Origin of the sequence: Salimicrobium humidisoli (assembly GCF_002295105.1) — a bacterium.
GTDB classification, from domain to species: Bacteria; Bacillota; Bacilli; order Bacillales; family Halobacillaceae; genus Salimicrobium; species Salimicrobium humidisoli.
The window spans coordinates 61,301-74,877 of record NZ_NSGH01000013.1; the positions used below are offsets into that span (position 1 = coordinate 61,301).

The window sequence follows — 13,577 nt, forward strand, 5'->3', positions numbered from 1 at the left end:
AATCCCGAGTGATGTAGTAGTATTAAAAGAAAATACCAGATTAGCAAGAGGAGGGGCTCCTTCATGGAAGATATAGAGAAGAAAAGTGAATATGATCAGGATGTGAAAAATCGCCTCAAAAGAGTGGAAGGGCAAATCCGCGGCATTTTAAAAATGATGGATGAAGGAAAAGAATGTAAAGATGTTGTAACACAGCTATCTGCTGCCCGGTCGGCGATGGATCGTTCCCTAGCATATATTGTAGCAAAAAATTTGGAAACATGTATTCGTGATGCAGAGAACGAAGGAGAAAGTGCAGACGAAGTAATAGGCGAAGCTATACAAATGCTCGTGAAGAGCCGCTGAAACGCGCCGGTGTCCCGGTGCGTTTTTTGGTTAAGAGGAACAAAACAGGGGCGTCCTTCCGTGGCTCGGCACACTTGGCATACCTTCGGGTCCCGCGAACTGATTGCACGTTTTTTACCGATTCGCTTATACTGAAAGAAACATAACCGGAAATGAGGATAATTATATGGATCCGATACTGTTTACAATTATGATGATCGGAATTGGAGCAATGATCGGGGGAGTGACGAACTCTCTCGCCATACGTATGTTGTTTCGTCCCTATCGTCCTGTATATATAGGCAAATTTCAAATACCGTTCACTCCGGGACTTATTCCCAAACGGCAAAGTGAACTGGCAAAACAACTGGGTGAAATGGTGGTGGAACACCTGGTGACTCCGAGCGGGCTCAGGAATAAGCTTTTGAACGAGACATTCAGGGAAACACTGCTAAGGGGAACCAGAAAAGAAGTGAACCGTTTCCTCGATTCAAAAATCACTCTGGGAGAACTCATTTCTCCCATGGCCCCGGAACTGACGAAAGAAAACGTGCACGGAGAACTTGAAAAACAGCTGGAGAAAACTATCAGCGGGTGGCTGGACAGAAGAAAAGACGTAAAAATAAAAGATATTGTGCCGGGAGAATGGGAAGAGAGGGGGATATTTCTTACAAAACGCGCAAGCATCTATGTACAGAGGAAAATAGCTTCGTATCTTGAAAGCCCGGACGGACGATATCGTGTAAAGGCTCTTATCAACGATTATTTTGAAAAACACGGGATGTTCGGCCAGCTCATGTCTTCTATTTTCAGCAGCAGAAACATAAGCGAACGGCTGCATGGCACTATGGTGAGATATGCAAACAAAGAAGAGACCAGACAGTGGATTGAAGACGTAATGGTGGAGGAGTATAAACATCTGATTGCTTTGAAAGTGGAAGAAATTGAACAACACATTAGGCGTGAGGAGATAATCGCCTCTTTCTCCGGAGCGTTAAGCAGTCTCGTACCTCTGGAGAGATACTGGGATAAACCGCTCTCCGAGATTCCGACCCCTGTGCGGGAGAGGATTACGGAAGATGGAGTGGCTTTTGTCGTTCCGAAAGCGATCGATTTTCTTTCGGTACAGATGGAAAGTGTCATTAAACATTTGCATCTGGAAGATATCGTGAAGGAACAGGTGGAAGCTTTCGAGGTATCACGCCTTGAAGATCTGGTGCTCGGAATTTCACGTCGCGAGTTCAAGATGATCACTTATCTCGGAGCTATGTTAGGGGGATTTGTAGGCCTTCTTCAAAGTGGTATCGTACTCCTCCTTGGAATATAAGTTTTTGCCTATACAGACGGAAACTCGTTTGTTATAGTAGGAAAAGAGTCAAATTTAGGAGGTTATTTTTCAATGGCTAATATTTATGATAATGCATATGAACTGGAAAAAGCACTACGTAACAGTGAAGAATTTACAGCACTTAAAGACGCTTATGACAAAGTGATGAGCGATGAATCTTCTAAACAGATGTTCGAAGATTTCCGTCAGACGCAAATGACGCTTCAACAGAAGCAGATGCAGGGAGAAGAAATCTCCGAAGAAGAAGTGGAAAAAGCGCAGAGCGTTGTACAACTTGTACAGCAGCATCCTGATATTTCCAAGCTGATGGAAGAAGAGCAGCGTTTGAACACGGTCATCAATGAGGTAAGCCAGATCATTACGAAACCTCTTGAGGATCTTTACGGTACCCAGGATCAGGAAGAACAGTAAAAAGTCGCCTTCGGGCGGCTTTTTTTTATGCCAAGAAAAGGGTGCGTATATTGTTAAAAGGAAAGTCGGAATTTTCGTCGAAATGTATAATACAGGAAGGTATGTAAAGAATTAAAAAGGGGGAAACACATTGAATTATTTCCGTTTAGAACAGCACGACTCTTTTGTACACGTTCAATTGGCACGTCCCGACAAATACAATGCATTGAATGCACCGATGCTTAAGGAGTTCAGGGAAGTGCTAGAGGAAGTGAGAGGATACGAAGCGGATCTGGTTCTGATATCCGGCGAAGGTCCCGGATTCTGTGCCGGAGGCGACATTTCGATGATGAAAGAGTTTTCGGATGATGAAAAATACAGCGCACTGATGAATGACATCGAAGCGATTGTTAAAGAAATCTATACGATGCCTAAAATAGTCGTTGCTGCCGTGCACGGCTCTGCTGTAGGACTCGGGTTGAGTATCGCCCTCAGCTGCGATTATATTATTGCTGAAAAAAATGCAGTATTTTCGATGAATTTTATCGGGATCGGTCTGGCTCCGGACGGAGGCGGCCACTACTGGCTGAAGGAAAGGCTCGGTGTGCATCATGCGAAACAGTACGCCTGGGAGGGTGCGAAACTGTCGGGACAAGAAGCTCAGGAACTGAAGCTCGTGGATATGGTTACGGAAGAATTGATGTCCCAGGCGGAAGCTCTGATGACGAGCTGGAGCCGCAGGCCTTTGAGGTCGATGATTGCCACGAAGACTCTGTACCATCAGGCGGGCGTAAAGGAACTGGATTATTACCTGCAGCAGGAACGGGTTAACCAGAGGAAACTGAGTGAAACGAAAGATCACAAGGAAGCGGTCCGTGCTTTTATGGAAAAAAGAAAGCCGGAATTCACAGGTGAATAATCGGGGAAACGACTGAAGAATCTAAGATCAAAGTTCATTCTGAAATTGAATCAAAGAAGCCTTCCTCTGTTTCCAGAAGGAAGGCTTCGCTATGTGTTGAAGTTATCTGTGAAACAGAACGAGATGACCTTCAGGCGCTACGCAGCGATGAGTCTGTTCTTCATATCCCTGCTCGGCCAACTTCCCTTTTCCGATTTCCGCAGCAGATTTATCGTCTTCCGCTTCAAACCTTTCGTCAATCAGGTTGGTGCCGTCCTGGCTGAATACTGTCAGAAAATATGTTTTCATTTATGTACCCTCCTTTTTGGATGAATGCCTATTCACATTATAGAAGTTTTCGTTTAAAAATGAAACGTTTTCACTGAAGAAACGTAATCGAAAGAAAATGAAGGAGGAGGAAATATGCTGAAACTTGAAAATGTAACTAAAAAATTCGGCTCGTTTGTTGCAGTCGACAGCCTTTCCATAGAAATACCCGAAAAGCAGATGTTCGGATTCCTCGGAGGAAATGGTGCGGGTAAAACGACAACGTTCCGTATGATTCTCGGTCTTCTCGACCAGACAGAAGGGGAAATCTCCTGGAATGAAGGAGGAATCGGGTACGATCAGAGTCACCTCGTCGGTTATCTGCCGGAGGAGAGGGGGCTGTATCCGAAACTTAAAGTCGAAGACCAGCTCGTCTATCTGGCCAAACTGAGAGGGATGAATAAGCAGGACGCCCGCGGTGAAATCAACTACTGGCTGGAGCGTTTCAAAGTGCCCGATTACCGGACGAAAAAAGTGGAAGAGCTTTCGAAAGGAAATCAGCAGAAAATCCAGTTCATTTCCGCCGTGCTGCATAAGCCGAAACTGCTGATTCTGGATGAACCCTTTACGGGACTCGACCCGGTAAACGTGGAGATGCTGAAAGAAGCCGTGAAAGAGCTGAAAGAAAAGGGCACTTCCATCGTCTTCTCCTCCCACCGGATGGAGCACGTCGAAGAACTTTGTGAAAGCTTGTGTATTATGCATAAAGGAGCGCCGGTAGTGCATGGGAAATTAAAGGAAATCAAACGCTCGTTCGGAAAGAAAAATGTGCAGATCGAAGCCGACTTCGATGTTTCATTCCTGAAAGAGGAAGAGGTGGTGCTCCACTATAAAGCTGTGCCGGAGGGGGCGACCTGTCAGATACATAAGGAAGAAGATGCACAGGTACTTTTCGAAGCCCTGCAGGGCAAAGGATTTGTGAGAAAATTCGAGGTGGAGGAACCGTCGCTTGAAGATATCTTCATTGAAAAGGTAGGTGAATCATATGAATAAGTTTTTCGTCATTCTTTCCCATACATATACTAACAGAATTAAATCAAAGGCCTTTATCATTACTACTGCTCTTATGGTGGCTGCTATCCTGCTCATGACGAATATACAGACGGTAATGGAAGTCTTCCAGGGGGACGAGGATGAAAAATCCTCCGTAGCTCTTATTGCAGATGAACCGGAGGCGTCTGCTCTCGCTGCATCCATTCCCGGTGGAGAAATATACGAAGGAGAAGAGGAAGACGCGAAAAAGTCGGTAAGAGATGGCAAATTCGATGGGCTTCTCGTAGTCGAAAAAGGAGAAGCCGGATTGCCGGCCGGTCATTACTACACGGACGAATTCACTTCCTCCACGGATCAGGAAGTCAGGCAGGCATTACAGCAGGTCAAAATGAACGCTGCGGCGCGGCAACAGAATATATCCGGAGAAGCACTTGCCGAAATTTCCACGCCTGTGGAATTTGAGACGACAGCACTGGAAGAGGGGGCTAAGTCCGAAGAAGAGCTGAACCAGGCCCGCGTGATCGTCTATATTATGCTGTTCGTTATGTATCTTGCTGTCATTATGTACGGAAACATCATTGCCACGGAAGTGACTACGGAAAAGTCGAGCCGGGTAATGGAAATTCTTATTTCCAGCGTATCGCCGGTCACGCAGATGTTCGGAAAAATAACAGGGGTTGCCCTGGTGGGGCTGAGTCAATTCGGGATTTTTATTCTCAGCGGTATTGCGGGTATCCGTATAAGTGACAGTTCGGAGAATTCCCTTATCCAGATGGCCGGTCTCAGCAACCCGGACTGGGGCATCATCACTTATGCAGTCATTTATTTTCTGCTCGGCTACTTCCTGTATGCCACACTGGCCGCCGTGCTCGGTTCACTCGTAAGCCGGGTGGAAGATGCCCAACAGACGGTGACACCGATGATGATGCTGGTGGTCGTAGCGTTCTTTTTTGCGATATCCGCCCTCAGCAACCCGAACGCTTTTTATATAGCGGCGGCTTCCTATATCCCTTTTTTCACTCCCTTCGTCATGTTCACGAGAATAGGAGTGGGAGAAATGCCGGTATGGGAAGTGGTTCTGTCGTTCGGCGTTCTCGTCGGCGCAATCATACTGCTCGGAGTTATCGGTGCCAGAATTTATCGGGGAGGTGTACTTATGTACAGCAGCTCCTCGCTATGGAAAAACACGAAAGAAGCGCTGCAGCTTTCCAAAAAAGAATGAAGAACATGTTTCCCTGCCTCCCGGGCAGGGAATTTGTTATATAGCTGAATACGTTTGATAAGCAGGTGAACTAAAAGATAAAAAGGGATAGAGCTTTTTAAGAAAATATTTGATAGAATAGATGGATGTTAATTTTGAATCAGACGGGAGGGATCCTCCAGTGGAAAATAAAGAATGGCAGCAGTATGAAGAAACGAAAGAAAAGTTTATTCAGGTAATCGCTAAAAATATGAACCTTTACGGGGTTACTCCATCTATCGGACGTCTTTATGGAGTTTTGTATTTTGCCGAAAAACCTATGACGCTCGATGACATGAGAGAAGCGCTATCCATGAGCAAAACGAGCATGTCTACAGGAGTGAAAGTACTATCTGATATGAAAATGGTAGAACCTGCTTTTAAAAAAGGGATGCGCAAAGATCTGTATAAGTCTGAAGAAGACTGGTACAAATCCTTCACTTCTCTTTTTGCCGGTAAATGGAAGAAAGATGTGGAAACGAACATAGAAGAAGCGGATGAAGCCATCGAAGAGTTCCGGAATCTGCAGCAGAACACGGAAGATTTACTGTTAAGGGAACGACTCGAAGACGATATATACAAGTTGCAGTATGCGAAAAACTACTATGAATGGCTGATGAACTTTATTCGTGTTGTGGAATCCGGGGAAATCTTCCGGTATGTTCCCAAAGTGGAGCAGAAACCTGTCAGGAGAGAGGGGGTTTCCTATGAGTAAGGGAATTGCTCATTATCAGGTAGGGGAGACGTTCGACGATTTCCTGCTCATCACCTCGGCGAATAAGAGTATCGCCAGTAACGGTAAACCGTTTTTAGCCCTGCTTTTACGTGACCGTACCGGGGAAATCGATGCCCGGTTGTGGGGCGCAAAAAAAGAAGATGAGACGTTGTTTAAAAAAGGTGTATTGGTGAAGGTATCCGGGGAGATAAGTCAATTCAGAAATAAACCCCAATTGAAAATTCAGCACATACGTCAGGCGCTGGAGGAAGACGGAAGAGAAGTGAAACAATTCGTGGAGGAAGCGCCGGTGAGTGTGGAGTGGCTTGAAGATCAGATCAAAGAATTCATGTTCGAAATGACCAACGCTAATCTTCAGCGGCTCACCCGCTACTTCGTAAAAGAGTACAACGAAGAACTTTTCACATATCCTGCCGCTACGAGGAACCACCATAACTACGTTTCAGGCCTTGCTCACCATGTTGTCACCATGCTCCGCCTAGCCAGGGAAATCGGTGGAATTTATCCGGAAGTAAACAAGGATTTACTGTACGCCGGAATTATCGTACATGATCTAGGTAAAATAAGAGAGCTTTCGGACCCTGATTCACCCGAGTATACGATTGAAGGCCGTTTGCTCGGGCACATTTCCATAATGGTCGAGGAAATCCAGCATGCGGCGTCGGAACTTCATATCGAAGGTGAAGAAGTGATGGCGCTGAAGCATCTTGTACTGAGTCATCACGGTAAAGGTGAATGGGGCAGCCCGAAACCACCTTACATTCGCGAAGCAGAAATTCTGCACCAGATCGATATGCTGGACTCCCGCATACAAATGATGAACACCTCCCTGCAAAAGACAAAGCCAGGCAGCTTTACGGAGAGGATTTATCCGCTGGAGCAGCGCTCTTTTTACAAACCCCTGTTTGAAATGGAGTGAGAACCACACTTCCCCTGCCTGCAGTTATACAGAAGTCTATTAATAATAAATTTATGTACACATAAATAAAACAAGCCGGGGGATTGGATAAATCCCCCGGCTTTTAAATAGGACTATTCTTCGGAACTTCCATCTTCTTCAGAATCCCCGCTGCCTTCTTCAGCTGATTCCTGTTTAAACAGTCCCTCGAATTCTTCCAGTTTCACGTCAATTTCAGCTTCATCCATGATTTTCTGCAGATGCTGCTGCATTTTCTGCTGATCGACTTTCTGACTTACGAGCGTTCTTTTGATTTCCGGTTTAGCTTCCTCGTAAGGTTTCACATCTTCCGCATCACGTTTATCGGTGACCTTTATGATGTGGTAGCCGAATTGAGACTGGACAGGTTCGCTGATTTCACCCTTATCCAGTTTGTAAGCAGCCGCTTCGAACTCCTGGGCCATTTCCCCGGGGCCGAAGTAACCGAGTTTGCCGCCCTGCTGTGCAGAGCCGTCAGAGGAATATTCGCTGGCAAGTTCACTGAATTCTGCTCCATCAGCCAGCTTTTTCTTAACTTCCTCTGCCGTTTCTTTGTCTTCGACAAGAATATGGCTTGCCTGTACTTCTGTTTTCATGCGTTCGTAGTAGTCTTTCATTTCCTTTTCGGAAATATCTACTGTTTCAGCAGCAGCCTGTTCCTGAAGAAGACTTTGACGTATCGTTTCCTTAAAAGCGTCCACGTCTTCAAAACCGCTGCTCTCGAGAGCCTGATCGAACTGGTCTCCGTATTGTTCCTTCAGGGCGTCCACTTCTTTTTGCACGGCCTCATCACTTACGTCATACTTTTCGGTCAGTACTTCATTCGTCACAAGCTGCTGAAGTACCTCTTCCCCGTGTTTATTTTTCAGTTCGTTATAGAATTCTTCTTTTGTAATTTCACTGTTTGCGGTTTCTGCAACCGTTTCGGAGGAATCATCCGAACTGCATGCCGCAAGCGTAAAAACACTCGTAGCTAAAATTGTGGTTAATACAGCTTTTTTCATAATGGTCGTACACTCCTTGTATGTAATTTGCAGAGGTGGGCCTGAAGGTCTGCCTAAAAGATAATATAACATAAAAAACATTTCACTTACTACTGTGAATGTAAAGAAACGGAAGGGGGAAACTTGCTACATAAAATAAAAACACCGCAGCCCGTACCTGCAGTGTTCCTTAACGATAATTATTTTATAGTGCATGACGCTCTATTATAAAACCGTAATGACTTCCACGTAAGAAGAAATCAGCAGAATAGTAATGAGAACGTTGATCGTACGAAATACTCTCATCTGTTTTTCTTTCTCCATTTTCGTTTTCAGACATAGGGAGTGAGTTAATGAGTTGAAAATAAATAGTACAACTAAAGCAAATACACCAAAAACGACTGCGAAGCTCATAAATAGCCCCTCCTTTACTCTTACGGTTTACTGTATCAAAAACTGGAGAAAATGAAAAGACAGCACTCTTACAGGTGCTGTCTTATGCCTCTTTCCGCTGGATCAGTATGTCGTACCCGTCCTTTGCGTTTTCGATTATACACCGGCGCGGAGCTTTCACGAAATGATAAAGATAAAGGAAGTCTGTGAAAGACATCGCTAAGTTAACGGAAGTGATGAGCATGAAATACACGAAATAATCAGGGAACATGTAAGCCATCATATACGAAGGCGCCGATATGAAAAGAGTCGGGCCGAGCGCCATAAGAATGGACGTCTGTTTTGAAAGTTTCGATTTACACTGATAGAAGAAAGTCGGGAAAACGCGCTTTCTGAATTTCAGGAACACCTTCATACGTTTATAAGACAATAGTAACGGAAGCATATGCATCAGCCGATGAAACAGCGGAAGGAGAAACAGAACGACGACTACCGGAAACAGCCCATAGTCTTTTACGTCATTAGAGCCATGATACATAGATAACGGAATAAATAAGATGAGAAAAGAAATAACCCCAATAAAAATTGAAAAGATATAAATCCGGTTCAGGCCGAATTCTTTATTGATGTTTACTGATTTCCAGCAGTTCATCATAGTGAATACCCTCCTCTGCATCAGAATGCAAGTCAATAGTTGGTTGAATCGTCGACATGCCGGGTCTGCGAAGACTTTTTTCCCCGGCCACAAGAGGAATCATAGTACGGATTGAGAAGAAAAGCAACAGTTTTATAAAAAAGAATTTTAACAGCGTGATGGCGGGGGTCGAAGGGTCCATGGAGTCCTTGCGAAAACGTTGGAGAAGAAGGGTTAATAAGTGCAGGGAGAAGAGAGGGCAGAAAGGCGACAGGAATAAGTCACAAAAATCAAAATAACCGACTATACGCCGGTTATTTTTAAGAGGGGAGGGTATATATAACTAGTTGACTTCATCTTCTTTCAGCGCAAGTATTTTGGTGAATGCTTCCGTAACGCATGCATGGAATACTTTCATTTCCTCAGCTTTTTCATAAAGCAGATCCGCTTCTTCGGCGGAACCTTCCTCGACTAACTCATAATTGCTGGCTGCCATCTCTGCCTGCAGCCTTTCCAGATTGTCTTTCTGTTCATCAGCCTGCTGTATCCATTTTTCAATAAAAGAAGAAAGGAAACTTAAATACAGGTTTTTATTAGCCTGATAGAAGTCTTTACGCTTCCCCTTCACCCACACCCGTTCTACGAGCCCCTGCTCCAGCAGACTTCGAATCCCGGTGCTCATGGACGTTTTACTTTTACCTGAAGCTTTACTCATGTCATCCAATGTCATAGGAAAAGGGTGGATGTATAAAATGATAAAAAGCCGTGCGTCCCCGGAGGTAAGACCGAACATCTCAAGAGTTTTAGAAAACTCCTGGACGGTTTTAGCCTGAAATTCTTCTAATAAGGGATAGTTTACAGATGTCATGCAATCCTCCTCCAGTACGAATTACTTTAAGGTTACTACAATGCTACTGCGGGAGAAAATAGTAGCACCGGCAGGAAATAGATGAAAAACAGAGAAAAAAGGCGTATTCCACTTTATTTGTTGTGTACAGTTTAAACTGTACGTTATTTTTGAACTGAATAACATTTATAATAAGTTTGTGTTTTATGTGTCGGATAAGTTACAGTATTACAAGTAGGTAACAAAAAGAGAAAACGAATAGAATAGTTGCTAATTCAGAAAGAGGTGAGGGGATTGCCAGTAATCGACGTAAAAGATTTATCGAAAATATTCGGTAAAAACGCCAAGAAGGCTACCAAATATCTGGATGAAGGTATGTCGAAGGAAGAAATTTTAAAGAAAACCGGGAACACAGTCGGTGTAAATCGCGCTACTTTCAGTGTGGAGGCAGGAGAAATCTTCGTAATAATGGGGCTGTCCGGGAGTGGGAAATCCACTCTGGTACGTCTCGTGAACAGATTGATCGAGCCGACGGAAGGAAGCGTGACGATCGACGGAGAAGACCTTTCCCAGATGGATAAGAAAGCATTAAGAGAGGTGCGCCGTCGGAAATTAAGTATGGTTTTCCAGCGCTTCGCACTGTTTCCTCATCGGACCATTGTTGAAAATGCGGAATTCGGTCTTGAAGTCCAGAACATAGACAAAGATGAGCGCAGAAAGAAAGCGTCCGAATCGCTCGAGATGGTAGGGCTCGGGGATTATATGAATCAGTTTCCCGGTCAGCTCTCCGGCGGGATGCAGCAGCGTGTCGGACTGGCGCGTGCGCTTGCCAACGACCCGGAAGTACTGCTGATGGATGAAGCGTTTTCGGCACTCGATCCTCTCATTCGAAAAGAGATGCAGGATGAACTGATTGCCCTTCAGCAAAAAATGAAGAAAACGATTCTTTTCATCACGCACGATCTCGACGAAGCACTCCGTATCGGAGATCGTATTGCTCTGATGAAAGATGGAAAGATAGTACAAATCGGTACTCCGGAAGAAATACTCATCAATCCGGCTAACGATTATGTGGAGAGGTTCGTAGAAGATGTGGACCGTTCCAAAGTACTGACTGCCGAACACATTATGAAACGGCCGGAGACGGTGGATATAGAGAAACATGGCCCGCGGACTGCTCTCGAAAGAATGAGGAAAGAAGGGTTATCAAGTATTTACGTCACCGATGCCGATAGAAATTTAAAAGGATACGTTACCGCTGATGACGTAGCCGAAGCGGCAGGTAAAGAAGAAAAAACTCTGAAAAACATATTACGTACAGAAGTAGTACAGGTGAGCAGGGAGACTACGATGCATGAAATCTTTGATGTGATTCATGATGCTAAAGTCCCTGTAGCCGTAGTGGATAATGAAAAATTGGAAGGAATCATTGTTCGAGGGGCAGTAATTGCCGCTCTGTCCGGAAGTGAGGTGAACCTGAATGGGGATATTTCCTGAAATACCGGTAGCTGAATGGATCACAGCAGCAACTGAAGGCATACAGGAAGGTCTTAAACCTATTTTTACATTTATACGGGAAGATTTCGGTGATTTCATCGAAGTATTTGCCGAAGACTGGCTGATGAACGTACCGATCTGGTTATTCATCGTAGTAATAGCGGTTCTTGCATTTTTCGCCTCGGGTAAAAAGTTCGGACTGGTCGCTTTTACGGTGATCGGTTTATGGTTTGTGGCGAACCAGGGGCTGTGGGAAGAGCTGATGAATACATTTACACTCGTCATATTTGCAAGTCTGATATCTGTCATTATCGGAGTGCCGTTCGGAATATGGATGGCGAAAAGTAAACCGGTAGAAAATATCCTCACCCCGGTTCTTGACTTTATGCAGACGATGCCGGCGTTTGTCTATCTGATTCCGGCTGTTGCGTTCTTTGGTATCGGCATGGTGCCGGGTGTCTTTGCCTCCGTCATATTCGCTACGCCTCCGACGGTAAGGTTCACCAACCTCGGCATACGTCAGGTGTCCGGTGAATTGATCGAAGCTTCCGATGCTTTCGGAACTACGGGAACACAGAAGCTGTTTAAAGTTCAGCTTCCTATGGCCAAGAAAACGATTATGGCCGGTATCAACCAGACGGTTATGCTCGCACTTTCCATGGTAGTTATCGCTTCCATGATCGGGGCGAAAGGTCTTGGACAGACAGTTATTACAGCCCTTCAGCGTGCTCAGGTAGGACCTGGTTTCGTCGCAGGGTTCGGAATCGTTATTCTGGCCATCATTATCGACCGCTTTACGCAAAATCTTAATACACAGCGGGGAGATAATCCTTAAGCAGGTGGAAGAGGACTACGTGTCCTGATTTATATAAAACTTATTAAGAAAAGGGGAGAAGTACATGTTTAAGTTTGATTGGAAAAGAATTGGTATGACAGCCGGATTATCGTTGACGCTATTAGCCGCGGGGTGCGGTTCGGACGGAGGTTCTTCGGACTCCGGTGGAGAATCGGGATCTGACGGTGAATCTTCAGGAAAGGCGAACTATGGTGAGGAAATAAACTACGAAATTACAGGTATTGAAGCAGGTGCCGGTGTTGTAGCGGCCTCCCAGGATGCTGTGGAGAAGTATGACAGTCTTGCCGGGTGGGAAGTATCCACTTCTTCTTCCGGGGCTATGGCAACTGCTCTTGGGGAAGCTATTGACAATGAAGAGCCGATTGTCGTTACCGGCTGGACACCACACTGGAAGTTCGCTGAATATGACCTAAAATATCTTGAAGACCCGCAAGGAGTTTTCGGGGACGCTGAAGAAATCAAAACGATGGTGAAAACGGGACTGAAAGACGAGAAGCCTAATGCTTACAAGATTCTGGATCAGTTCCAGTGGGAAACTTCTCAAATGGAAGAAGTTATGCTTGAAATCCAAAATGGCGCAGACCCTGCAGAGGCTGCAAAAAACTGGGTTTCCAATAATGAAGATGCAGTATCATCCTGGACGGAAGGTACAGAAAAAGTTGATGGTAAAGAAGTGGAACTTGTCTATGTAAACTGGGATTCGGAGATCGCATCTACGAACGTTGTGGCTGAAGTCATGAAAGAACAGGGCTTCGAAGTGACCACTACCCCTCTTGATAATGGTCCGATGTGGGAAGCTGTAGCCAACGGCGAAGCTGATGGAATGGTAGCGGCATGGTTGCCGGCCACTCACGGTTCCCAGTTCGAGAAGTACGGAGAGCAGGTAGAGGATCTCGGGGCTAACCTGGAAGGCGCGAAGATCGGTCTTGTAGTTCCTGAATATATGGATGTAGATTCTATTGAAGATTTACAAGCTGCTGAATAAAAAGGTCAGCAAAGCGAAGCGTCCCGGCTCCCGGGACGCTTTTTTTATGAAGGAAAAAAAGGGTCTGGGACATAACTAACTCGGACTCGTAGTAAAAAAACTCCGATCATCGTAAAAAGATGATCGGAGCTTTTTCGATATCGGTCTTTCCAGTCTCCAGAGGCAGAATTTGCGATGGTGGCGTTGTAT

16 protein-coding genes are annotated in these 13,577 nt (G+C 45.1%); 11 read left to right on the forward strand and 5 right to left on the reverse strand.

Features of this window, described 5'->3' with window-relative positions:
• Positions 1-63: 63 nt before the first annotated feature.
• From CKW00_RS09320 to CKW00_RS09335, 4 genes are all read left to right on the forward strand, one after another.
• Positions 64-345 (forward strand): metal-sensitive transcriptional regulator, encoded by a 282-nt coding sequence (locus tag CKW00_RS09320; protein WP_008592248.1) that lies wholly within the window; start codon positions 64-66, stop codon positions 343-345.
• 166 nt (positions 346-511) lie between these two features.
• Positions 512-1,651 (forward strand): DUF445 domain-containing protein, encoded by a 1,140-nt coding sequence (locus CKW00_RS09325; protein ID WP_095822351.1) that lies wholly within the window; start codon positions 512-514, stop codon positions 1,649-1,651.
• 72 nt (positions 1,652-1,723) lie between these two features.
• Entirely contained in the window at positions 1,724-2,083 is a 360-nt protein-coding gene (locus CKW00_RS09330; RefSeq protein ID WP_008592250.1) for a YlbF family regulator, read from the forward strand.
• 130 nt (positions 2,084-2,213) lie between these two features.
• Positions 2,214-2,981 (forward strand): enoyl-CoA hydratase, encoded by a 768-nt coding sequence (locus CKW00_RS09335; RefSeq protein WP_008592252.1) that lies wholly within the window; start codon positions 2,214-2,216, stop codon positions 2,979-2,981.
• A gap of 102 nt (positions 2,982-3,083) precedes the next feature.
• Here the strand turns inward: CKW00_RS09335 and CKW00_RS09340 are convergent, their stop codons facing one another.
• Positions 3,084-3,269 (reverse strand): YhzD family protein, encoded by a 186-nt coding sequence (locus tag CKW00_RS09340; RefSeq protein ID WP_008592256.1) that lies wholly within the window; start codon positions 3,267-3,269, stop codon positions 3,084-3,086.
• Between the two features lie 114 nt (positions 3,270-3,383).
• On the opposite strand from CKW00_RS09340, the gene CKW00_RS09345 reads away from it, so the two are divergent.
• The 4 genes from CKW00_RS09345 to yhaM all read left to right on the forward strand — a co-directional run bounded on the left by CKW00_RS09345 (position 3,384) and on the right by yhaM (position 7,175).
• Positions 3,384-4,280: an ABC transporter ATP-binding protein gene (locus CKW00_RS09345; RefSeq protein ID WP_008592257.1), complete on the forward strand. Its 897-nt coding sequence runs from the start codon at positions 3,384-3,386 to the stop codon at positions 4,278-4,280.
• Entirely contained in the window at positions 4,273-5,502 is a 1,230-nt protein-coding gene (locus CKW00_RS09350) for an ABC transporter permease (RefSeq protein ID WP_095822352.1), read from the forward strand. The genes CKW00_RS09345 and CKW00_RS09350 overlap by 8 nt, the downstream gene beginning before the upstream one ends.
• A gap of 160 nt (positions 5,503-5,662) precedes the next feature.
• Positions 5,663-6,235: a GbsR/MarR family transcriptional regulator gene (locus tag CKW00_RS09355; protein WP_095822353.1), complete on the forward strand. Its 573-nt coding sequence runs from the start codon at positions 5,663-5,665 to the stop codon at positions 6,233-6,235.
• Positions 6,228-7,175, forward strand: coding sequence for a 3'-5' exoribonuclease YhaM (gene yhaM, locus CKW00_RS09360; protein ID WP_008592261.1), 948 nt, complete (start codon positions 6,228-6,230; stop codon positions 7,173-7,175). Before CKW00_RS09355 ends, yhaM begins: the two co-directional genes overlap by 8 nt.
• Before the next feature lie 113 nt (positions 7,176-7,288).
• Here the strand turns inward: yhaM and CKW00_RS09365 are convergent, their stop codons facing one another.
• From CKW00_RS09365 to CKW00_RS09380, 4 genes are all read right to left on the reverse strand, one after another.
• Positions 7,289-8,197 carry a peptidylprolyl isomerase gene (locus CKW00_RS09365; RefSeq protein WP_008592262.1) on the reverse strand — a complete coding sequence of 303 codons (909 nt, stop codon included), beginning with the start codon at positions 8,195-8,197 and terminating at the stop codon, positions 7,289-7,291.
• Positions 8,198-8,401: 204 nt separating this feature from the next.
• Positions 8,402-8,590 carry a hypothetical protein gene (locus CKW00_RS09370; protein WP_008592263.1) on the reverse strand — a complete coding sequence of 63 codons (189 nt, stop codon included), beginning with the start codon at positions 8,588-8,590 and terminating at the stop codon, positions 8,402-8,404.
• 82 nt (positions 8,591-8,672) lie between these two features.
• Positions 8,673-9,224 carry a DUF3267 domain-containing protein gene (locus CKW00_RS09375; protein ID WP_095822354.1) on the reverse strand — a complete coding sequence of 184 codons (552 nt, stop codon included), beginning with the start codon at positions 9,222-9,224 and terminating at the stop codon, positions 8,673-8,675.
• A 322-nt stretch (positions 9,225-9,546) separates the two neighbouring features.
• Positions 9,547-10,071: a GbsR/MarR family transcriptional regulator gene (locus CKW00_RS09380; RefSeq protein WP_093105503.1), complete on the reverse strand. Its 525-nt coding sequence runs from the start codon at positions 10,069-10,071 to the stop codon at positions 9,547-9,549.
• 273 nt (positions 10,072-10,344) lie between these two features.
• Here CKW00_RS09380 and CKW00_RS09385 point away from each other — a divergent pair, with 273 nt between their 5' ends.
• From CKW00_RS09385 to CKW00_RS09395, 3 genes are all read left to right on the forward strand, one after another.
• Positions 10,345-11,547: a quaternary amine ABC transporter ATP-binding protein gene (locus CKW00_RS09385; RefSeq protein ID WP_008592266.1), complete on the forward strand. Its 1,203-nt coding sequence runs from the start codon at positions 10,345-10,347 to the stop codon at positions 11,545-11,547.
• A complete protein-coding gene (locus CKW00_RS09390) occupies positions 11,531-12,382 on the forward strand; it encodes an ABC transporter permease (protein ID WP_093105500.1) in 852 nt (283 codons plus the stop codon). The genes CKW00_RS09385 and CKW00_RS09390 overlap by 17 nt, the downstream gene beginning before the upstream one ends.
• Positions 12,383-12,446: 64 nt before the next feature.
• A complete protein-coding gene (locus CKW00_RS09395) occupies positions 12,447-13,388 on the forward strand; it encodes a glycine betaine ABC transporter substrate-binding protein (RefSeq protein ID WP_095822355.1) in 942 nt (313 codons plus the stop codon).
• Positions 13,389-13,577 lie beyond the last annotated feature (189 nt).

Bases quoted from the DNA above. Each gene is read 5' to 3' on its own strand.
- CKW00_RS09320 (WP_008592248.1), top strand. From the start codon at position 64: ATGGAAGATATAGAGAAGAAAAGTGAATATGATCAGGATGTGAAAAAT.
- CKW00_RS09325 (WP_095822351.1), top strand. From the start codon at position 512: ATGGATCCGATACTGTTTACAATTATGATGATCGGAATTGGAGCAATG.
- CKW00_RS09330 (WP_008592250.1), top strand. From the start codon at position 1,724: ATGGCTAATATTTATGATAATGCATATGAACTGGAAAAAGCACTACGT.
- CKW00_RS09340 (WP_008592256.1), bottom strand. From the start codon at position 3,269: ATGAAAACATATTTTCTGACAGTATTCAGCCAGGACGGCACCAACCTG.
- CKW00_RS09345 (WP_008592257.1), top strand. From the start codon at position 3,384: ATGCTGAAACTTGAAAATGTAACTAAAAAATTCGGCTCGTTTGTTGCA.
- CKW00_RS09350 (WP_095822352.1), top strand. From the start codon at position 4,273: ATGAATAAGTTTTTCGTCATTCTTTCCCATACATATACTAACAGAATT.
- yhaM (WP_008592261.1), top strand. From the start codon at position 6,228: ATGAGTAAGGGAATTGCTCATTATCAGGTAGGGGAGACGTTCGACGAT.
- CKW00_RS09365 (WP_008592262.1), bottom strand. From the start codon at position 8,197: ATGAAAAAAGCTGTATTAACCACAATTTTAGCTACGAGTGTTTTTACG.
- CKW00_RS09370 (WP_008592263.1), bottom strand. From the start codon at position 8,590: ATGAGCTTCGCAGTCGTTTTTGGTGTATTTGCTTTAGTTGTACTATTT.
- CKW00_RS09375 (WP_095822354.1), bottom strand. From the start codon at position 9,224: ATGATGAACTGCTGGAAATCAGTAAACATCAATAAAGAATTCGGCCTG.
- CKW00_RS09380 (WP_093105503.1), bottom strand. From the start codon at position 10,071: ATGACATCTGTAAACTATCCCTTATTAGAAGAATTTCAGGCTAAAACC.
- CKW00_RS09390 (WP_093105500.1), top strand. From the start codon at position 11,531: ATGGGGATATTTCCTGAAATACCGGTAGCTGAATGGATCACAGCAGCA.
- CKW00_RS09395 (WP_095822355.1), top strand. From the start codon at position 12,447: ATGTTTAAGTTTGATTGGAAAAGAATTGGTATGACAGCCGGATTATCG.